The sequence below is a fragment of the Enterococcus sp. DA9 genome (genome assembly GCF_008000875.1).
GTDB lineage: Bacteria > Bacillota > Bacilli > Lactobacillales > Enterococcaceae > Enterococcus_B > Enterococcus_B lactis.
Genome location: NZ_CP042839.1, coordinates 22,801 through 42,600 on the forward strand (window position 1 = coordinate 22,801; position 19,800 = coordinate 42,600).

Sequence of the window (19,800 nt, forward strand, 5' to 3'; positions counted from 1 at the left end):
AGGTTCTTTCCAATGAATGATAAGCCAAAAGAAAAAGTATATGCCGAACGCTTAGATTCATCTAAAAAAAATCGGGAAAAGATTACGAAAGAAGCAATCCAAGACCACAAAAAAGAAAACCCTAAAACAAAAGAAAACAAAAAATTCAAATTTACGAAAAAAGAGGATTTACTTTAATATTTTCCTTCAAATGTCAAACGAAAAATAAACGGGTGGTGACAAAAATATTGTCATCCCCCGTTTTTTATCAAAAATAGTCATTAAGGATTGGCTGTTGCTGTGGCAAGATCGAACTTAACATTTCTTCATATTCTTTTGCCACCTGTATCCTCTCTTGGAATACCAGCTCTTCAACTTTACGATATCCTAATAATAGCTGTGTGATATGTTGGATACTTCCGCGAACGATCGGTAACGCCGTTTGTTCTACTTTTGAGAGATGGTTTTTTCCATTTTTAATCGTTACTTCCACGATTCCTTCATTCCATTTTGCATACTGATCTTCTTCTATCTGAAGAGCAAAGGCAGCTTGTTTCTTTCTAAATGGATATTTTTCCAAAAACAAAGAAATATCCACGATCCTCGCCATCATATAAGGTGTGATCGTTACAGAAGCAAATGGATTTGCTAATAGATAATTTTGATCATTGCCACCGTAGCCACATGAATATTCAAATGTTTCAAAAGCACCGTTATGGGAACTTACAAAGCGGACAAGGCTGCAAAAGGCATCGTGATTCAAAAATCCCCATTCCACAATAATAAAGGAAGACGCTGCAAGCTGGTAAACGACATAGCCCATTGCTTCCCCAGTATCATCAAAATACAAAGCAAACTGGTAATTACCTTTTTGCTTGAATTTATACGTATACCACCAGTCTTCGCGCTTCAGACCAGCTCGTTGATTTTCAGGCATCTGTTCATAAATTCGTTTGATAGCAGCTTTTGCATCTTCGAAATTCATACGCTTCATCTTGCCAGATTTCTTTTTGGTAAAAGGCACGTCACGACTGTTTAGTTGATAACTGATTTTATCAAACGATTGTTCATAGCCATAGCGCCGATAGAAGGGATAGGAGAAGGGCGCCAGATAAGATAAGCTTACTTTACGATAACGGCAATCTTCAAGAATCTTTTCCATGATCTGATTGATTCCGCCTTGTCCCCTTGCTTCAGGATAAGAAGCAACATAGCCAATACCGGCCATTAAATACTCTTGTCCGTAAAAATTCACTGGGAAAGGAGTCGCCATGACTTGACTTGTTAGCCGATCCTCCTCATCAAAAAAACCGTAATTCCAGGAATTCTCCGCAAGTGTACGAAAACGTTCTCTCCTTTCAGGTGTATCTGCCCCATTAAATGCATATGTGGCTAAAGCAAACATTTCCTCAATCGAAGATCCCCCTAGCTCTCTTACTTGTTTTGTCATTTTGCTGCCCCTTCCTACAAAAAAGCTAGTGAGGAATCTCAGGAAAGACTTTGCTTCCTCTGAAAAATCTCTTCTAGCTTACTTCATTTTTCAATAACTAAATAGTACCATTTTTTCAATGGTTTAATACGTTGCTTCGATCATCTCTAGCATTTTTTTGAAACGTCTCCGCTTAAAGTACATCAAGATCGTTCCTAAAAGCATATCATTCAACTTTTGAAGCATGCCGTAAGACTCCATTTTTTCTGTGTAATGAATCTCACAGGTCGAATCGTCTACTGGTTTGATTTGATAATGAACAACGAATTCATTCTTCGTTGTCGATGTACGAAACTTATAAGACTGGTTTTCAATGACTTCTTCGATTTTTATACGAGCCCGGTTATTTTGCGAGAATTGTTTGACGTACTCCAAATTTTTCAGCTGTTTTCTGGTCACTGATTTGCCGGTCGCTTTACGTACATCGAAAAGAACAGAATCCATAACTTTATCGTAAAAAAACGACGCTGGAATATTTAATTTTTTTGTGATTTCCATTAGTTATTTTTCTCCTTTGCTTCTTCTCTTTTTTTCCCCTTCATGAAGAAGTAGATTCCTAATCCTGTTAGGAAAAGACCCGTGACCATACTATACAAATCATACCTTTGCGAATGTGGATTCAAACTATACAACACGATCAAAGAACCAATACTACATAAAAATAAACCGTTTTTTATCATATCAACCATCCTATCTTTTTGAACCATTTTCTTAAACAGCTGTTGACTGAAAATAAAGGACTGTTCCCCAAGGCTGTGCTTTGATTAGTTCCTTTGCTTTTTTAGCCGCAGCTTCCGGATCTTCTGCACTTGTCTCAAAGAACATTTTGATTCCTTGTTTTTCTTTAAACGTAAATGTCATTCCTTCTTCATTGTATCCTTCTAACAATTCTTTGATTGCATCTTGTTGCATTGCACTGGCAATTGAAATCATTTTTCAGTTCCTCCTCGAAAATTCATTATGAGGAACGAAACTTAAAGCGTCCCGCTCCTCAGATTCATCTTATTGTTGTTCGCCTGCGGCAGGGTCCATTTTGTTTGCAGAAATGACAAACGGTGCCCAAATCAAGAAAGTCACGACCATACATACCAATGTTACGATTGGTGCTCGCCAATCCGCTCCTGTTGCTAAGAATGACAATAAGAACGGCGGTACTACCCATGTAACTTGTTGCGATACTGGTGCTACAAGTCCAAAGTAAGTTGCTAACCAACCTATAGCTGTCGCAACTACTGGAGCAATCAAGAATGGGATGAACATGATGGCATTCAATACGATCGGCAGACCAAACATCACTGGCTCGTTGATATTGAAAATACCAGGTCCAATGGATAATTTAGCTACTGTTAAATAATCCGCTCGTTTAGAGAAAATCAAGATAGCTATCAGTAAGACGATCGTTCCACCTGATCCGCCAAACCATGCAAAAGCATCGAACGATCCACGGACCCACATATAAGCTTTTCCATCTTCGATTGCATCTAACACGGCTGGTGTACCAGTTTTTCCGTTATAACCTTTTTGGAAAATATCAATATTGATTAGTTGTGCTTGTCCCCAGATTCCCTCTAGCACTGGTGCCAATACATTTGGCCCATGAATACCAAAGAACCAGAATACTTGAACAAACACTGTGACGATCAATACTGCTCCCAACCCTTGAGATAATCCTAGGAATGGTTCTGCAATATATTTTTGCACCAAATCAATGATTAGTTGCCCATCAGCTACACGACCTACGATATAATTGATAATAGCAATGACATATAAAGCGATCGTAGCTGGTAAAATGGCTGCAAATGCTTTAGATACTGCTGGTGGTACTGAATCAGGCATTTTGATCGTAATGTTAGCAAGCATCAATTTACAAAAAATAATGACTGAAATTGCTCCCATGATCATAACTGTAAAATAAGCGTTTCCATTCAAATGATCTAGTTTTAGCCAACCCCATAATCCAACTGACAGTGTACCATCTGCAATCGTTGCACCAATCTCAGAACTATTGATTGCATCTGCGACATTTGAAGGGACATTCACATCTAATGCTGCTGATAATGCTGGACCAAAGGAAATACCTTGAATCAAGGTAGCTAGACCAACGATTCCCCCAGCTAGATCATTTACTCCATAAGCTCGGGCAAGATTATACCCCCAAGAAAAGGCAAAGATCAATCCGGCGATTGCTAGTGTACCGTTCCAGACAAAACCATTGATTCCGATGATGACATTCAATACGGCAAAGATTCCTTTGTCTGCTGCTAAACTGTCAGCGTAGGTACTGTTAAACTGTTGCGGTAAATCTCGAATAATTGCATTGATCATTACAGCGACTGATCCCGCCATTGTTGCGGGCAGTGTGCCGATAAAAGCATCACGCAAAGCAACTAAATGTTTTTGCGCTCCGATTTTTGCGGCAACTGGCAGGATGTATTTCTCCATCCAACTTGTTAGTCCGTTCATTTTTTACTTCCTCCTATAAGTTTTTTATATAAAGAGAGTTCTCTTTATAACAAAATAAAAAATCCGTTCAAAAATTTTTCTTCTTCCGTTCAAAAAAGAAGTTGTATTTATTCGCTGTATACGCGACGATAAAGTTCGATGATTTCTTTTGCTAAATCAGTAAACGCAATAGACGTCATTAAATGATCTTGACTATGAACAGTCAATAACGTCACTTGCATATGATTTCCTTGTGCTTCTTGTGTCAACATATCTGTTTGTGCATGATGTGCTTGTATAAGTGATTCTTCTGCATCAGCGATTTTTCTATCCGCTAACTCGAAATCACCGATTTTAGCAGCCGCAATCGCTTCCATTGCGTCGCTCTTTGCATTACCGCCAAACATGATTAGTCCCATGATGGCTTCTAGATTTTGCTGATCTTCCACGTTGTTATCCCCCAACTACATACTTGATTTATTTCATTAGATTTTCTGCCTGTGCAAGTACTTTTTCTCCATTCATCATGCCATAGTCTTGCATATTGATAACATCTAACGGAATACCTTTAGGCGCAAGTTTTTGTTCGAATTGAGCTTTCATGAAACGTACTTGAGGACCTAATAATAAAACATCGACATTCTTAGATTCTAAATTATTATCTGCATCTGAGGCAGAGACAGCAAAAATATCGGCTTCCATTCCTTTTTCTTCTGCTGCTTTTTGCATTTTTGTGACCAATAAACTCGTACTCATCCCTGCTGAACAAACTAACATAATTGTTTTTTTTGCCATTTTTAACACTCCTTTTATTTTTTTTACACTTTTATATAATGCAAGAAGCATGCCAAGAAAAAAAAGAGCTAAAATAGCGTTTTCATGCTTTTTAGCTCTTTTATATAGTGCGCACACTGATATTCAGTGTGTAAACAGTATGATTAGTGTGTTTATTTTTTTATTTTGTTTTCAAGAAACATTTGTGTAAGAAACGCGATATCATCTTCTGAAATTTTTACCTGATATTTTCGTTCCAGTGCCATCAAATTTGCTCGAACGATATCCATTTCCAAACGGTAAATTTTTGAGAAAATAGATAGTTTCTCAAATTGCCGATGCGATTCTTTTTTGATCAATCCGTCTAGCATGAAGGCTAAATGGATGACAATTCCAGTATCTACTCCTGGTTCTACGATAATCGACAAATCTGTCTGGATCTGCTGAACTGTTTTTTGCAATGAGCGGATCAATTCATCAATAGAAAAGACATCACTTAATGATCCTGAAAGCGAATCAACAATTTTAGCTGTTGGGACCTCATCATCAGCTATACGCTTCAAAACATTCAATTTTTCATCATCAAAAACGTCATAGGCAGAAAAAAATGGGATATTTTGATAATCAACGTCAACCGTTCCTGCAATTGCTTTGATTTCATATTCTTCCAATAAGGCATCAATGTGTTTTTTGAATGATTCGCGTTCTAAAAACTGCATCTGGATCAGTTCTACTTTGTTTTGATTAATCACCGGCATAATCCGTTGATACAATTTGGCAGCTACTCCCTCACCAGTAAAACATGTCACGATGACGGCTTTTTTACGCTGTAAAGTTTCAGCTTTTTCCGCTTTGAACTGATCACGTACGATTGATTCAAAGGAGAGCTGAATATTTTGATAAATGTCTTCTAAGCTTCTTCCAACACTTGCCATCCGTATCGCTTCTATCACAATCATCGTACTTGTCATTGTGATTGCTTTCGTCCGAATGCCAGTCTCTTCATAAATCAAATCACTGAAGGTGTTTAATGATCCCATATCTGTTAACAAAAGCAGTCCATTCGTCAAATGCCCCTGATAATTTTTGACATATTGTAGTACCTCTTCATACATTGTTTGAACTTCCATAACCAATGGCATATTAAAAGCTTTTCCTACTTTTGTTCCTAATAGTTCTTGCGCCATCTCCAACATACTTGAAGCGGTCTGTCTGCCGTGCATCAGTACGAGAACATCTACTTTGTTTTCTTTAACAGGCTCACTTTCTCCTAAGTTGATAGAAAGAAACATACTGATAAAGCCAATTTCATCAAAAGGAATCTCGACTTGTTCTTCTTCTTCAATGATTGTCGAAAGATCGATTGCTACCTGGAATTCCTTCTTAAAATTTTTTCGTACGTTATTCAAATCTGGATGGACAATCATATGTCCTTCTCTCACACGATCCAATGTACTTTGCAAATGCAAAGCAAAAGCAAAACGAGCTTTTTCATTATAAATACGGTCTAACCGTTTTTCAGCTACATCATACAATTGATTGGTTAGCCGCCAGATCTCATCTGGTAAAAGATCTTTTGGGATTGAACTTTTAGTCAATTCTTTGACATATGTCTGAAAATAAGCATCCACATCTTTTGAAATGAGCGTCTCCAAATCGATGTTCTCCACACCGGTTTCAGAAAGAGAAGTAACTTTTTCCTCAATATCGTTGTAGACTTGCATGTTTCTTTCTGGATCTTGTGACCAGACGACATCAGCAAATCCTGGTTCAAATGTCAAATACTGGCTCTTACTGTCCATGAATCGGTCGAGGCGTTCTGGTATTTCTTTGATTTTCAGTAGTCCTTTTTGTACTTGAAGGGAAAGTTCTTCTTTTCGAATGATCAGTTTTTTCTCATGATGCGTTCGGTAATGTAAAAAAGATTTTGCACAGACTAATTTCAAGTCTCGTTTCACTTGACCGATATTCCCTTCCGCATCATAAAGCATAAAGGCAAGAATCGCTTCTTTTTCGATATCGATACGTTGATTTAAACGGTTCGCTTCTTGTTTGATGAAAAGAGAGATGATCTCATAACGCTCATCCAGTGAACGCGAAGCAAGGTTTGGCAAGGTGATAGCCATAGGGATCCGTCGGTTGAAGGTAGTCAAGAAGCTTTCTGAAGATTCAGTCGTTGCCCCAATAATCTGAACTGATGCTTCATGTACTTGTGCACTTTCTCCAAGTGGACGATAGATACCTTTATCGATGAAAGTAAACAGCATTTCCTGTCCTTCCGGTGGTAAACGGTGGATCTCATCTAAAAACAATATACCGCCGTCTGCTTTGGCGATTAGACCAGGACTATCTTGCGCTGCTCCTGTGTAAGCCCCTTTTTTGATCCCAAAGATGTGTCCAAAGAGCAGTTGGGGATTTTGAGCATAATCCGCACAATTGAAAGAAACAAATGGCGCATCGGCTGAAAGCATTTCAGATTCGATTGCAAAATGATACATACATTCCGCAAACATTGACTTCCCTGTACCAGTTTCTCCAAAAATAATGGTATGTAGCCCCCGCGGCGGATAAAGAATCGCTGCTTTTGCCTGCTGTATACTGACTTTTAAAGAATCATTTTCTCCAACGAGCGTTTCAAAAGTCACTTGCGTAGAAGAGTCGACATGTACTTCATCAGATTTTGATTTTTCCGTTGGCAAGGAGTAAACGACTGGTCGGCCAGCGGTTTTTACAATATGATGAGCCTTATACAGTTCGCTTAAATATCGGCTTGCATTGCTTCGATCAATATTCAAGCGCTCAGCTACATCACTTGCTGTCAATCCTTGTTGGTTTTCTGTCAATAGATGCAAAATCTCTTCTTGACGTTCTTTCACATAATCCCTCCTCTGGCAACCAATTTTGTTCCCGTTTTCATAATCATAGCATAAAAAGGCGCTTATTTGCGCCTTGCTCCTTTATTTCTCTCTTTTTTTGATTTATTTTTAACTTTTTTTCTTGATTTGTTTTTGTTATGCTCTGGATTTTGTTCTTTCCCAGGAAAAGATTTCTTATACTTGTTATTCGCTGCGGTAGCTACATCTTCTTTGATTGGTTGATCCGTTTGTAACTTTCCTCCGTGCAGAAAAATCTCTTCAAGTGTTATGTTTGTCGGACGTAAAAGTCGTTTCAAATCTCTTAAATTGTTATCTTGTACGAGTGTGATCACTGTTCCTTCATTGCCCATTCGTCCAGTTCTTCCAGAACGATGCAAGTAAGCTTCTTCACTTAACGGCACTTCTGCATTCACGACATAAGGAAGTCCTGTAATATCTAAACCTCTAGCCGCCACATCTGTGGTCAAAAGTGCGCTGATCTTTTTCTTTTTGAATTGTTCCAACGCCGCTTTTCGGAGCAGCTTGTTTTGATCAGAGGCCAGGCTTCCTACAGGTACCCCTCTATACAGCAATTTTTCTTCCATCACACCTAATTCAGTCAGTTGATTAAAGAAAATCAGACCTTGAAAATCTTCTATGTGAGTGAGACGTCTTAGATATTCATCTTTCTTTCGTATTGGCACTCGTAAAAAGTAATGTCTCAAGCCTTTTCGAGAATCATCTTCTGCTGTCACGTCGATCGTCTCAAACGTTTTCCCAGTGATTTTTTCAATGCTTTCAAGGGAACGATCTGCTGTTGCTGAAAAAAAGGCTAGCTGATATTCTGTCGGAGCTTGATGAAGAATCTGATCAATGATTTGGCTGTTCCCCGCATCAAATAGCTGGTCTGCTTCATCAAATACCATTGTTTTCACTTGATGTGCTTTTATTTTTTTAGCTTTCATCAATTCCAATATTCTTCCTGGTGTACCAATCAAGATTTCTGGTTTTTTCTTCAAACCTTCAATTTGTCGTTTAACGTTTGCTCCGCCCACCAAAGATTGGACTTTCAATTCTTTGTCTTTTCCCCATTCACGTGCAACATCTGCTACTTGAATAGCTAGTTCTTGAGAAGATGCAAAGATAACCAACGCACTTGCTTCACCTGGTTCCACGTTTAGTAGTAACGGCCAAAGATAAGCCAGTGTTTTACCTGAACCTGTTGGAGAGATGGCTACTATGCTTTGTTTATTGCTTAATGGCTGAAAAACTGCCTGTTGAATAAGAGAAGGTGTAATAAATCCTTTATTCTCATAATTTTTCTGCCAATTTTCGGGAAATACTTGTACAAATTCGTTCATTAAAAATCTTCCTCATTATCTGCATCGAATTTGATGCCACCATTTTTTCTTAAATCATAAATCACTTGGTTCACATTTCTAGCCAGCTCGATCCACTCTTCATACAATAATCCCCAAGCTGCATCTTTCGGATGAGTTATGACATTGGCAAAATCCTCTGCTTCATCTGCCATTGGATTTTCTGCAGCTGTTACTGCTAAGTCAATGATTTCTTCGTGTACCCGATCATGAAACTCTGCTTGTTCGATTGCATTGACGCCATTCATCACTAGCGTTCCTGAGTCAAAATAGATCTCTGATGGCAGATAAGAATCACCGATTTTACCTGGTTGGATCGATACATCGAAAGTATCATAACGCAAGATTCCCCATCCAAGACCATCCACACCAGTAGAAATCTTTCTTGGGAAATAATGGACTTCTTTTGGCATTCCAAACCAAGCGACAGTTGCATACACAAGGTAAACACCTAAATCCATCAATGCACCACCTGAGAAATGAGTCGAGAAGATATTTGGTTCTTCTCCATCTAATACTTGGTCATAACGCGAAGAATATTTCATATAGCTGAAATTTGCACCGATTATCTCGTCTTTTAATGGTAAGTAATCGGCAATCTTTTTAAAACCTGATTCATGGATATTTCTTGCTGCTTCAAAAAAATACACATTGTGTTCATTTGCCAAATGGATGATTTCATCCATTTCTTTTGGCGTCGAAAAAGCTGGCTTTTCCACTATCACATTTTTACCTGCCAAAATTGCTTGCTTAGCCTGACTAAAATGAAGACTATTTGGAGAAGCTATATAAACAGTGTCCATATGAGCAATATTGAAAAAAGTCTTCAAATCTGTTGCAAATTCGATATCCCCTTCATAATGAGAACCAAATTCCTGTGCTTTTTCCAAATGTCTAGAATATACCGCTGTCAATTCATATTTTTTTGTGCTCAAAGCTGCTTGGACAAATTGATGAGTGATCCAATTTGTTCCAATAATACCTAAGTTGATCATTTTTTTACCTTCTTTCTATTGTATAGGATCTTCAAAGGGGATAGCTACATCAAACGGGATAGCCTGCTTGACAGTTACCTCATCTGCCGTTACTTGACAATTATAGGCGAGGATTTGAACACCACTTTGCTGCGCATGTCGAACCATATCAGCTAGTGCTGGTTGCATTTCTTCATGGATCGTTGCGAAATGAAGATGTTCGAATTGAGCAATAAACAAGACATAAGCGGCATAACCATCTTGTGCGGCATACGCTAATTCTCCAACATGCTTCAATCCTCTGAGGTAGGCGCATCAGGAAAAGCACCAATTGCTTTATTTTCAAGCGTCATACCTTTGACTTCAACAAATGCTTTTTGTCCGGCCGCCGTCTCCAAATAAATATCAAATTTGGAGTGAAGATAAGTTACTTCACGCTTGTATGTTGTAAATGGACCAATTAATCCTGGTAAAAGGATCGTACCGTCTAAAATACCGTCAGTTGCCAACTGATTAGGCAATTGACTATCGATATTGAACCAATCACCCTTCTTTTTTACAGCAATCAGATCATAGTCGGTTTTCCGTTTAGGTCCAGGAGCAAATACAATAGCCACTTCAGCGCCTGGTATCAGGACCTCTTTTCCCCTACCTGTATTTTTGACATGCGCGATAATTATTTCTCCGTCTTTTTTCATACAATGTGCAATAAACCGATTCGGACGGTCAATAAAAAAAGCTGTTTCAACTTGCTGATACTTCAAATTCTGTCACCTGTCTTCCTACTATGTATCCTATCATAATTTGTGGAAAAACAGTAAAAAAACCAGTCGAAAGTCTTAGAGAAATTTTAGTTTTTATTCGGTACAATGAAATAAAGAAGGAAGAATGTTTCTATACGATGATTTTCTCATAAAGGAGTGATTTGGTGATAAAAAAAATGATCTATTTTCTTGGTTCACTCGTTGCCGTTCTCTCAAGTTGGATTTACTTGAAAAAGAAAAAACAAGCAGAAAAATCTGAAAGACTCTCGAGGTATCAAGGTACATGGTTCTTCAGTGATAGCCAGCAAAAACAACAATTACAGATTACATCTGATTACACGTTTTTGATCAACGGTCAGTCACTTGGCACATCTGTAGTAGAAATAGATGAACAGCGTTTAGTCGTACGTGATCAATATGGTTTTTATCTTATCTTTTCTTATCCCGAACAAACTCTTTATGATGAATCTGTAGATGTCTCGTATAAGCTGACATCTGAAAAATAGACACCTCCCAATATATATCTATTTAAACGAAAGTATGAGTCTTCTTTCTCATCTTTCGTTTTTTGTTGTAAAAACGTCCAAAAATCCTTTGTTTTTTATTTAGAAAAATAGTCAATTAACGTTTTTTTTGTTACACTTACTAATGATGGTTTTTACCATGAAAGGATGATCGAATATGACACCAAATCGAGAAGATTATTTGAAAATCATTTTAGAACTAGGCGGAGATACAACGAAAGTCAACAATAAACAAATCGTATCTAGCCTGGATGTCTCGGCTGCATCTGTCAGTGAAATGATTTCTAAACTTGTGAAAGAAGAGCTTGTAGAACATTCCCCTTATCAAGGTGTACAATTGACTGCAAGCGGGCTGCAAAAAGCTAGCAGTTTAATTCGCAAACATCGTTTATGGGAAGTTTTTTTAGTTGAACATTTAGACTATAGCTGGAATGAAGTCCACGATGATGCTGAAGTATTGGAACATGTGACTTCGGAACATCTTGCAGATCATTTAGAAAACTATTTGAATCATCCTGAACATTGTCCTCATGGAGGATCGATTCCTAAAAAAGAGGAAGTCGTCCATGAAGAACGCCGGCAAACACTAGAATCCTATCCTGTCGGTACAAAAGTGCGTATTGCACGAGTGCTTGATGAAAAAGAATTGTTGGATTACTTAGTCACAATTGACCTGAATATCAACGAAGAGTACGAGATCGTTGACATCGCAGCTTATGAAGGACCAATCACTATCCAAAATGATAGAAAGAAAATACCCGTCAGCTTCAAGGCGGCCAGCACGATTTTTGTCGATAAAATATAAAGGAGTGTATCTACATGTCTAATGAAAAAAATGTATTGTTTACGATATTCGGCGGCACAGGTGACCTAGCCCAACGTAAATTGTACCCGTCTTTGTTCCGCCTTTACAGAAAAGGAAATTTAGGCGAGCATTTTGCCGTGATTGGGACCGCTCGCCGTCCTTGGAGCGATGAACACTATCGTGAAGTTGTCAAAGAAACGATTCGTGCATTGAATCCTTCTGATGAAGAAGCAACTACTTTTGCTAGTCATTTTTACTACCAATCCCATGATGTAAATGATTCAACACATTATCAAACATTAAAAGAATTGTCTGACCGATTAGATGGACACTATCAGTTAAACGGCAATCGCGTCTATTATTTGGCCATGGCACCTCAATTTTTCGGAACGATCGTTTCTCATTTAAAATCACAAAACATTATGACAAAAAATGGCTTCAATCGTTTGATTATAGAAAAACCGTTTGGATCGGATTACCAGTCTGCTTTCGAATTGAATCAGCAAATCAGAGAAGTATTCCCAGAGCAAGATATTTTCAGAATCGATCATTATTTAGGGAAAGAAATGATCCAAAACATTTCAGCTATCCGTTTTGCCAATAATATTTTTGAGGCTCAATGGAATAATCGTTATATCGATAATATCCAAATCACTTTTGGTGAAAACCTTGGCGTAGAAGATCGCGGGGGCTACTACGATCACAGTGGCGCACTGAAAGACATGGTGCAAAATCATATTCTGCAAGTTGTAGCATTACTTGCAATGGAACCACCAGTAGCATTTTCCGAAAAAGAAATCCGTACAGAAAAGATTAAAGCATTGAAAGCAATCCGCATCTATAACGAAGAAGAAGTGTTAGAAAACTTCGTTCGTGGACAATATGCTCAAGGTGAATTAGATGGCGTACAATTCAAAGGTTATCGAGAAGAAGACAAAGTGGATGCTCAATCAGAGACCGAAACCTTCGTCGCAGGAAAATTCACTATCGACAACTTCCGTTGGTCTGGTGTTCCCTTCTATGTGCGTACAGGCAAACGTTTGACTGAAAAAGGTACTCGGATCAATATCGTATTCAAACAGGTTCCTGTTAATGTATTCAAAACATCTGTCGATGAACCATGTGACGATACGACACTCCCACCGAATGTTCTAACGATCTATATCCAGCCAACTGAAGGATTTTCTTTATCCCTGAATGGAAAAGAAGTAGGTCAAGGGTTTGAAACGGAACCAATCAAATTAGAATTTCGAAATAGTGCAGAAATGGTTGAAAATAGCCCAGAAGCTTACGAAAAATTACTGCTAGATGCGTTGAATGGTGATGGAACGAATTTCTCTCATTGGGAAGAAGTCGCTCAATCTTGGCATATCGTGGATGTCATTCGTAAAGCTTGGGACCAAACACAACCGGACTTTCCAAACTACAAAGCCGGATCAATGGGGCCTAAAGCAGCTTTCGAACTACTTGAAAAAGATGGATTCGAATGGATCTGGCAACCAGATAACTGGTATCGCGAACGTGGGAAATTAATCGATTGATAACAAAAAGGGGTTGTGACAAAAAACATGTCACAACCCCTTTTCCATTTTACTTTTCTTCGAATCCTTCAGCTACCGCTTCAGGATAGAATGCTTCAACGATTTTTGCACAACGTCCGCATAGATGAGGAAGTTTTTCATCTACTCCTACATCTTTACGAACTTGACGACAGCGATCGCACGTTTCTCCGTCTGCTTTTTCCACTGTAATAGCAACATCATCAAATACCACAGCATTATCTGGCACTTGCACATCTGCTTCCATTACTTCAAAGTAGTCTGGGGAAACGATCAGCAATTGTGCAATATCTGCATCCAAAGCTTTTAACATTTCACGAACTTGTTGTTTTGGATAAACAGTTAGTTTTGCTTCCAATGATTTACCAATCAATTTGCTATTTCTTGCTTCTTCCAATGCTTTTAAGACCTTGTCACGGAAATCCATGAAAGCAGCCCAAGTGTCCATCAATTCCTCTTGGTTCGCAAACTCTTCATAGCCAGGAAACTCACTTAACTGAACGTATGCTTCTTCTTCTTTTAGGAATGACCAGATTTCTTCCGCCGTATGTGGAATGATAGGCGTCAATAGTTTCGTCAAAGCTACAGCTGTTTGATAGAAAACAGTTTGCATGCAACGACGTTGATAATCATCTTCTGCTTCGATATAAACCACATCTTTAGCAAAATCTAGGTAGAAGGACGATAGATCAACAGTCAAGAAGTTCATAACTGTACGGTAAATATGCATGAAATTATATTTGTCATATCCTTCTTCTCTGATTTCTTTGATTACTTGGTTCAATCGTACGGTCATGTATTTGTCTACAGAGCGTAAATCATTGTACGAAACAGTATCTTTTTTAGGATCGAAATCTTCTGTATTCGCTAATAAGAAACGCATCGTATTTCTGATCTTACGATATACCTCTGCCACTTGACTTAAGATATCCATCGATACACGAACATCTGCTTCATAATCGACACTAGATACCCACAACCGAAGGATATCTGCACCAAATTGTTTGATCACTTTTTCTGGTGCAATGATATTTCCTAAAGATTTACTCATCTTACGGCCTTCACCATCTAAAGCAAATCCTTGCGAAATAACTGATTTATATGGTGCTACGCCATTGATAGCCACACTTGTCGTGATACTTGAGTTGAACCAACCACGATATTGGTCTGATCCTTCTAAGTACATATCTGCTGGGAATGATAATTCTGGTCGTTGACGTAAAACAGCTTCATGAGAAGAACCAGAATCAAACCAGACATCCATGATATCTTTTTCTTTTGTAAATTCGCCATTAGGAGAACCTGGGTGAGTAAATCCTTCAGGAAGAAGTTCTTTTGCTTCTTTTTCAAACCAGATGATTGATCCATGTTCAGCGAATAATTTTGCTACATGTTCGATTGTTTCTGGCGTGATGATTGCTTCACCATTTTCAGCATAGAAAATTGGAAGCGGCACTCCCCATGCACGTTGACGAGAAATGACCCAGTCGCCGCGATCACGGATCATATTATATAAACGTGTTTTTCCCCATGGGATAACCCAATCTACTTTTTCTACTTCATCCAAAATATTCTGACGGAATTTATCGATAGATGCAAACCATTGCGGTGTTGCACGATAAATCACAGGTTTTTTCGTCCGCCAATCGTGAGGATAACTATGGGTAAAGAAATCTAGTTTCAGCAAAGCTCCTTTTTCCTTTAATAAATCAGTAATCATTGGATTTGCTTTATCATAAAAGATTCCTTCAAATCCAGGAGCTTCTTCTGTAAACAACCCTTTTGAGTCTACAGGTGACACTACAGATAGTTTATATTTGCTACCGGCGATATAGTCATCTTCCCCGTGTCCTGGAGCAGTATGGACTAATCCAGTACCAGCGTCTAAAGTAACATGGTCACCTAAAATTACGAGCGATTCACGGTCATAGAATGGATGACTTGCAGTCATATATTCCATTTCTTGGCCAGCAAATTCTTTTAGAACCGTTACATTTTCCCAACCGATTTCTGTTTGAACTGTTTCTAGCAAATCTTTTGCTACAACAAACTTACGGCCATCAGCTTCGACCAGTACATACGTAAATTTGGGATTTACAGCAATACCTTGGTTTGCTGGCAATGTCCATGGTGTTGTCGTCCAAATGACGAAAGCTGTATCTTCATCAAGGATGCCTTTGCCGTCTTTGACATTGAAAGCTACAAAAATAGATGGAGATTTTACATCTTTATATTCAATTTCAGCTTCCGCTAAAGAAGACTCACTTGACGGAGACCAGTAAATGGGTTTCAATCCTTTGTAAATATAGCCTTTTTCAGCCATTTTACCAAATACGCGTACTTGTGCAGCTTCATACGAAGGGTCTAATGTGACATAGGGATGTTCCCAATCTCCTGCAACCCCTAGGCGTTTGAAATCTTCTCGTTGTTTATCTACTTGGGAAAGTGCATATTCACGACATTTTTTCAAATATTCTGCCATGGACATTTCTTTACGTTTCACGCCTTTATTAGCCAATACTTGTTCGATTGGCAATCCATGTGTATCCCAGCCTGGAACATATGGTGCGCGATAGCCAGACATTGATTTTGAACGAATGATAATGTCTTTACTGATTTTATTCAATGAGTGCCCTAAATGGATATTCCCATTGGCATAAGGAGGTCCATCATGAAGAACAAAGCTAGGTTTTCCTTCGTTCAATTTTTGTCTTTTTTGGTAGATTTGATTTTCTTCCCATTCTTTTTGCCATTCGCCTTCTCGGTTTGGCAAATTACCACGCATAGGGAATTTTGTTTTTCCTAATTGCAAGGTTTCTTTCATTTTCATTCAACCATTCACTCCTTCGTTTATTTTCCGGACACAAAAAGGCATGTTCAGCCGCAAGGGACGAACATGCCGTGGTACCACCCAAATTTAGTTGCATCTATCTATCTAATGCAAACTCTCTGTGACCAATAACGAGGTCAGCCGCTGCTTCTTACTCTAGTTTCAGAAAAGCAGTCTCAAGTAGAGGATCTTTCACGATGCAGTGTCTTACCGATCTTCCACTCTCATCGGCTCGCTTTAAGAATAACAAAGTGCTTTTCTGTTCTACTCGTTTTCATGTTCACCAGGTACGATTGAGATATCGATAGCCTGTGTATCAAATGCCGTCATAGGCGCTTCTATGACTCCTGTGTCTGAGTTTACATCAGTATCATTTTCGTTGTCAAGCTGTTTTGCTAAAACTTCTTTGATCACTTCATGGCTGTCAGTCACATAGCTAGAGAATGGTTGTAAAATTTCGTCCCATTCTGGACTTTTCACTTGTTCCAATTGAGATTCAAGCATCAAGCTGATACGTTGATGGAATACTCGTGTCTTTTTCTTAAGATCTTCTGTTTCTGTCGCAAGCTGTCTTGCTTTTTCTGTTGCATCTGTCAAGATCTTTCTTGCTTTTTCTTCTGCATCAGTTGTTAATTGGTGTGCACGTTTTTCAGCATTCGCAACTAACTCATCTGCTTTGTTTTGTGCAGAAGTAACGATCACTTCAGATTCTTTGCTTGCACTTGTTTTTACTTTATCCGCTGTGTCTTGAGCTACGATGATCGATTGGTTCAATGCATCTTTCAATTCATTGAAATACTCAAGTTTTTCTTCTGAATGTTTGACTGCTTTTTCTAATTCACGATTTCTTTGAGTCAATTCTTCGTAGTCACGAACAACTAAATCTAAGAAATCATCTACTTCGTCTTGATTATATCCCCGCATTTTTGTTGGGAATGTCTTATTTTGGATATCTAATGGAGTTAAAGCCATGAGTAAACCACCTTTTTATTTTATTTACGTAATACACCAAACAACACCCTGTACTTTTCTTTTTTCGTCTTTCCCTCAAGTTCTTGGATCTGGACTCTGCCGTAACCCCTGACTGAAATAATATCTAATAGTTCAAGTACAAAATCAGGTCTTGTATTTTCTGTCCAATTCACTTTTACTTTACCAGCTTCAATCAGCTGCTTGGACCGCTGTCTGGAAATATTATAAATCTCAGAGATCACACTGTCCAGTCGCATAGAACTAACTGTTCCTCTTTCTTGTGTCCAGCTGTCTTTCGGCAAAATCATTTCTGTGTATTTGATTGGTTCCAAGCGTACAGCAACTTTTCCAATCTTTGTTACTTGTGCAGCAACAAAATGATCCACCTCATTTGCAATAAATACTTGCCAGCGATCGCCATCTGAGATGATATCGCCAAAGTAAGAACGTTTGATACCTGTTCCCACTAAAGTCCCGAGGATTTTCCCATGACTTAGACTGGCAAATTTGCTAGGATAATGGATTTCATACAATGCTGTTTCAAAATCTTCCTCTACAGGTTCGTAATAATCGGGGAAAATCAAACATCTTTTTCTTTCTGCCTGTTCATATCCACCATAAAACATGAAACGCAAATCACTGCTTTGCCGAATCAGTGTTTCTAAAATATAGGATTGTCTGGGGTCAAGAAATTCAGTCAGATATGGCGCATATTGTCCTTGAACTTGTTCAATCCAATCACCTACTGAGTCGATAAATGTACGTTCATCTGCCCGAAAGTGCTGGTATACATTTCCATCCAAAATTTTCCCCTCCTATCTATTCTGAGAATAAAGATTTTGTTGCTTGAATCAATAAACTAAATGGATAGTTATCCATATAACGATCTGTGCTAATCCTTGTACGGCTAAGTTCAAGATTAGAATGGCCCCTAAAATCGTGAAATCCAAAGGACCGATCCTTAAAGGCAGACGATCGAATAAACTGATATACGGTTCACAGATCTTAGCTAAAAACCGTCCTAATCCTGATTGATAACCGCCTGGAAACCAAGAGAGCAAAGCATATACCATCAAGATAATGCTATAGAAATAGGCTGCCCGTTCAATTAAATGAAGTAATAGCGCAATAATATAAATCGTAGTTCCTCCTCTTACAGATCAAACAAATTCGCATCTGCAAAAGATTGAGCGGTTGAACTGTCAATCTCCATCCCTGTCGGTGTACAAAGAAAAATCTCATCTCCAACGCGTTTGATATCTCCATCTAATGCATAAACTGTTCCTGTTAGAAAATCAACGATTCTTCTCGCTTGCTTTTCTTCCACTAAATGAAAATTCACTAAGGTTGCTTCACCAGCGATGATTCGTTTAGCAATCGCCATCGCTTCAGAATAAGCTCTTGGTTCCATCACAGTGATTTTTCCTGCAAGGTTTGCTTTAGGTTGTGTAGACGTTCTTGAAGCTGTTCTTTCTTTCGCTACAGTTTTTGTAGGTGATTGATGTAGTTCAATTACTTTTTTCTTTTCAGCCGGCTGAATACTTTCATGCGTTACAGGACGTGGAGTCGCCGTTTTTTGTTTCTCATGAGTATTCGCAGCAGATACAGAATGAGTTGGTTGATTCTGTGTTGTATTTTTTTTAGTTGGCTGTACAGCCTTTTTTGTTGTTTCAGGATAATCTTGGTATTCGTACTCTTCCTCATCAGCTAATCCGAAAAAATTAGCAATTGCTCCTCTGTTTAAAAGCGGCATTTTTGTTCCTCCTTTATTCGTCTTTGAATAGCGCTGTTCCTACACGGATAAATGTTGCACCTTCTTCAATCGCAATTTGAAAATCCTGACTCATCCCCATGCTTAATTCATTACATGGTGCATGGGCATAACCTTTTGCTTGAACAAGATCACGCAATTCTTTCAGCGTACCAAACACTTTATGGATTTGCTCATCAGAAGCTTCTTTAGGCGCCATAGTCATTAACCCAACAACCTTGATTTTTGTGCAGGCAGCTAAAGATTCCACAAACGGTAAAAGCTCATCTGGTGAAATTCCATGTTTTGATTCCTCACCAGAAACATTTACTTCAATAAAACAGGATAATTCTTTTTCTAACCGCTTCTGGATTTCTTCTGCTAATCTTAAACTGTCCAACGCATGAAAGTAATCAATTTCATTTACAATCAATTTTACCTTTCTGCGCTGTAAATTACCAATTAAATGCCACTTTATTTCGGGAAAATCAAATAAATCTTGTTTCTTTTGTAATAGTTTATCTACTCGGTTTTCTGCACAATTCATAACGCCAGCTCTGACCAATTCTTCAGCTTGAGCTGATTCAACAGATTTTGTTACAGCTACTAATGTAACTTCTTTCGGATCACGATGAACAAGAGCACACGAATCCTGAATTTCTTGCTTGATTTTCTGCAAGTTGTCAGCAATCATGTGCTCTTCC

At 38.5% G+C, this 19,800-nt stretch carries 20 protein-coding genes and 1 pseudogene; 4 read left to right on the plus strand and 17 right to left on the minus strand.

Features of this window, described 5'->3' with window-relative positions; translation table 11 throughout:
- The first annotated feature begins 12 nt into the window (after window positions 1-12).
- Window positions 13-177 carry a hypothetical protein gene (locus tag FTX43_RS14825; RefSeq protein ID WP_002286676.1) on the plus strand — a complete coding sequence of 55 codons (165 nt, stop codon included), beginning with the start codon at window positions 13-15 and terminating at the stop codon, window positions 175-177.
- A gap of 70 nt (window positions 178-247) precedes the next feature.
- On the opposite strand, the gene eis is transcribed toward FTX43_RS14825, so the two are convergent.
- The 11 genes and pseudogenes from eis to sfsA form a co-directional block, all read right to left on the minus strand.
- Window positions 248-1,429 (minus strand): enhanced intracellular survival protein Eis, encoded by a 1,182-nt coding sequence (eis, locus tag FTX43_RS00810; RefSeq protein ID WP_002292899.1) that lies wholly within the window; start codon window positions 1,427-1,429, stop codon window positions 248-250.
- Window positions 1,430-1,552: 123 nt separating this feature from the next.
- On the minus strand, window positions 1,553-1,966 hold the full coding sequence (locus tag FTX43_RS00815; RefSeq protein ID WP_002292900.1) for a DUF3284 domain-containing protein: 414 nt from the start codon (window positions 1,964-1,966) through the stop codon (window positions 1,553-1,555).
- Window positions 1,966-2,148: a DUF3188 domain-containing protein gene (locus FTX43_RS00820; RefSeq protein WP_002286596.1), complete on the minus strand. Its 183-nt coding sequence runs from the start codon at window positions 2,146-2,148 to the stop codon at window positions 1,966-1,968. The genes FTX43_RS00815 and FTX43_RS00820 overlap by 1 nt, the downstream gene beginning before the upstream one ends.
- 31 nt (window positions 2,149-2,179) lie before the next feature.
- The gene (locus FTX43_RS00825) at window positions 2,180-2,401 is read right to left on the minus strand and encodes a hypothetical protein (RefSeq protein WP_002292901.1); all 222 of its coding nucleotides are present in this window, start codon (window positions 2,399-2,401) and stop codon (window positions 2,180-2,182) included.
- A 69-nt stretch (window positions 2,402-2,470) separates the two neighbouring features.
- A complete protein-coding gene (locus FTX43_RS00830) occupies window positions 2,471-3,931 on the minus strand; it encodes a PTS sugar transporter subunit IIC (protein ID WP_002292902.1) in 1,461 nt (486 codons plus the stop codon).
- Window positions 3,932-4,038: 107 nt separating this feature from the next.
- Window positions 4,039-4,359: a PTS lactose/cellobiose transporter subunit IIA gene (locus FTX43_RS00835; RefSeq protein WP_002286604.1), complete on the minus strand. Its 321-nt coding sequence runs from the start codon at window positions 4,357-4,359 to the stop codon at window positions 4,039-4,041.
- 28 nt (window positions 4,360-4,387) lie between these two features.
- Complete coding sequence (locus FTX43_RS00840; protein ID WP_002286606.1) at window positions 4,388-4,705, minus strand: PTS sugar transporter subunit IIB; 318 nt, start codon at window positions 4,703-4,705, stop codon at window positions 4,388-4,390.
- A gap of 152 nt (window positions 4,706-4,857) precedes the next feature.
- Entirely contained in the window at window positions 4,858-7,560 is a 2,703-nt protein-coding gene (locus tag FTX43_RS00845; protein WP_002291837.1) for a sigma 54-interacting transcriptional regulator, read from the minus strand.
- Window positions 7,561-7,622: 62 nt separating this feature from the next.
- Window positions 7,623-8,900: a DEAD/DEAH box helicase gene (locus FTX43_RS00850; protein WP_002291838.1), complete on the minus strand. Its 1,278-nt coding sequence runs from the start codon at window positions 8,898-8,900 to the stop codon at window positions 7,623-7,625.
- Entirely contained in the window at window positions 8,900-9,913 is a 1,014-nt protein-coding gene (locus tag FTX43_RS00855; RefSeq protein WP_065772830.1) for a Gfo/Idh/MocA family protein, read from the minus strand. The genes FTX43_RS00850 and FTX43_RS00855 overlap by 1 nt, the downstream gene beginning before the upstream one ends.
- Window positions 9,914-9,928: 15 nt before the next feature.
- A pseudogene (gene sfsA, locus FTX43_RS00860) lies at window positions 9,929-10,656 on the minus strand (DNA/RNA nuclease SfsA).
- A gap of 176 nt (window positions 10,657-10,832) precedes the next feature.
- Here sfsA and FTX43_RS00865 point away from each other — a divergent pair.
- The 3 genes from FTX43_RS00865 to zwf all read left to right on the plus strand — a co-directional run bounded on the left by FTX43_RS00865 (window position 10,833) and on the right by zwf (window position 13,526).
- Entirely contained in the window at window positions 10,833-11,162 is a 330-nt protein-coding gene (locus FTX43_RS00865; RefSeq protein ID WP_147607129.1) for a DUF4828 domain-containing protein, read from the plus strand.
- A 175-nt stretch (window positions 11,163-11,337) separates the two neighbouring features.
- Entirely contained in the window at window positions 11,338-11,985 is a 648-nt protein-coding gene (locus tag FTX43_RS00870) for a metal-dependent transcriptional regulator (RefSeq protein ID WP_002286616.1), read from the plus strand.
- Between the two features lie 14 nt (window positions 11,986-11,999).
- Window positions 12,000-13,526, plus strand: coding sequence for a glucose-6-phosphate dehydrogenase (gene zwf / locus FTX43_RS00875; protein WP_002291842.1), 1,527 nt, complete (start codon window positions 12,000-12,002; stop codon window positions 13,524-13,526).
- A gap of 49 nt (window positions 13,527-13,575) precedes the next feature.
- Here the strand turns inward: zwf and ileS are convergent, their stop codons facing one another.
- From ileS to FTX43_RS00905, 6 genes are all read right to left on the minus strand, one after another.
- A complete protein-coding gene (gene ileS / locus FTX43_RS00880; protein WP_002346313.1) occupies window positions 13,576-16,374 on the minus strand; it encodes an isoleucine--tRNA ligase in 2,799 nt (932 codons plus the stop codon).
- Window positions 16,375-16,638: 264 nt separating this feature from the next.
- A complete protein-coding gene (locus FTX43_RS00885; protein ID WP_002291846.1) occupies window positions 16,639-17,346 on the minus strand; it encodes a DivIVA domain-containing protein in 708 nt (235 codons plus the stop codon).
- Window positions 17,347-17,366: 20 nt separating this feature from the next.
- Window positions 17,367-18,149: an RNA-binding protein gene (locus tag FTX43_RS00890; RefSeq protein WP_002310283.1), complete on the minus strand. Its 783-nt coding sequence runs from the start codon at window positions 18,147-18,149 to the stop codon at window positions 17,367-17,369.
- Window positions 18,150-18,197: 48 nt separating this feature from the next.
- The gene (locus FTX43_RS00895; protein WP_033627191.1) at window positions 18,198-18,476 is read right to left on the minus strand and encodes a YggT family protein; all 279 of its coding nucleotides are present in this window, start codon (window positions 18,474-18,476) and stop codon (window positions 18,198-18,200) included.
- Window positions 18,477-18,499: 23 nt separating this feature from the next.
- Window positions 18,500-19,099, minus strand: coding sequence for a cell division protein SepF (locus FTX43_RS00900; RefSeq protein WP_147606637.1), 600 nt, complete (start codon window positions 19,097-19,099; stop codon window positions 18,500-18,502).
- A 13-nt stretch (window positions 19,100-19,112) separates the two neighbouring features.
- Complete coding sequence (locus FTX43_RS00905) at window positions 19,113-19,790, minus strand: YggS family pyridoxal phosphate-dependent enzyme (RefSeq protein ID WP_002310280.1); 678 nt, start codon at window positions 19,788-19,790, stop codon at window positions 19,113-19,115.
- Between the last annotated feature and the right edge of the window lie 10 nt (window positions 19,791-19,800).

What these genes read in the sequence shown, in the direction of transcription:
- FTX43_RS14825 (WP_002286676.1), top strand. Translation starts at nt 13, where the DNA reads ATGAATGATAAGCCAAAAGAAAAAGTATATGCCGAACGCTTAGATTCA.
- eis (WP_002292899.1), bottom strand. Translation starts at nt 1,429, where the DNA reads ATGACAAAACAAGTAAGAGAGCTAGGGGGATCTTCGATTGAGGAAATG.
- FTX43_RS00815 (WP_002292900.1), bottom strand. Translation starts at nt 1,966, where the DNA reads ATGGAAATCACAAAAAAATTAAATATTCCAGCGTCGTTTTTTTACGAT.
- FTX43_RS00820 (WP_002286596.1), bottom strand. Translation starts at nt 2,148, where the DNA reads ATGATAAAAAACGGTTTATTTTTATGTAGTATTGGTTCTTTGATCGTG.
- FTX43_RS00825 (WP_002292901.1), bottom strand. Translation starts at nt 2,401, where the DNA reads ATGATTTCAATTGCCAGTGCAATGCAACAAGATGCAATCAAAGAATTG.
- FTX43_RS00830 (WP_002292902.1), bottom strand. Translation starts at nt 3,931, where the DNA reads ATGAACGGACTAACAAGTTGGATGGAGAAATACATCCTGCCAGTTGCC.
- FTX43_RS00840 (WP_002286606.1), bottom strand. Translation starts at nt 4,705, where the DNA reads ATGGCAAAAAAAACAATTATGTTAGTTTGTTCAGCAGGGATGAGTACG.
- FTX43_RS00850 (WP_002291838.1), bottom strand. Translation starts at nt 8,900, where the DNA reads ATGAACGAATTTGTACAAGTATTTCCCGAAAATTGGCAGAAAAATTAT.
- FTX43_RS00855 (WP_065772830.1), bottom strand. Translation starts at nt 9,913, where the DNA reads ATGATCAACTTAGGTATTATTGGAACAAATTGGATCACTCATCAATTT.
- FTX43_RS00865 (WP_147607129.1), top strand. Translation starts at nt 10,833, where the DNA reads ATGATCTATTTTCTTGGTTCACTCGTTGCCGTTCTCTCAAGTTGGATT.
- FTX43_RS00870 (WP_002286616.1), top strand. Translation starts at nt 11,338, where the DNA reads ATGACACCAAATCGAGAAGATTATTTGAAAATCATTTTAGAACTAGGC.
- zwf (WP_002291842.1), top strand. Translation starts at nt 12,000, where the DNA reads ATGTCTAATGAAAAAAATGTATTGTTTACGATATTCGGCGGCACAGGT.
- ileS (WP_002346313.1), bottom strand. Translation starts at nt 16,374, where the DNA reads ATGAAAATGAAAGAAACCTTGCAATTAGGAAAAACAAAATTCCCTATG.
- FTX43_RS00885 (WP_002291846.1), bottom strand. Translation starts at nt 17,346, where the DNA reads ATGGCTTTAACTCCATTAGATATCCAAAATAAGACATTCCCAACAAAA.
- FTX43_RS00900 (WP_147606637.1), bottom strand. Translation starts at nt 19,099, where the DNA reads ATGCCGCTTTTAAACAGAGGAGCAATTGCTAATTTTTTCGGATTAGCT.
- FTX43_RS00905 (WP_002310280.1), bottom strand. Translation starts at nt 19,790, where the DNA reads ATGATTGCTGACAACTTGCAGAAAATCAAGCAAGAAATTCAGGATTCG.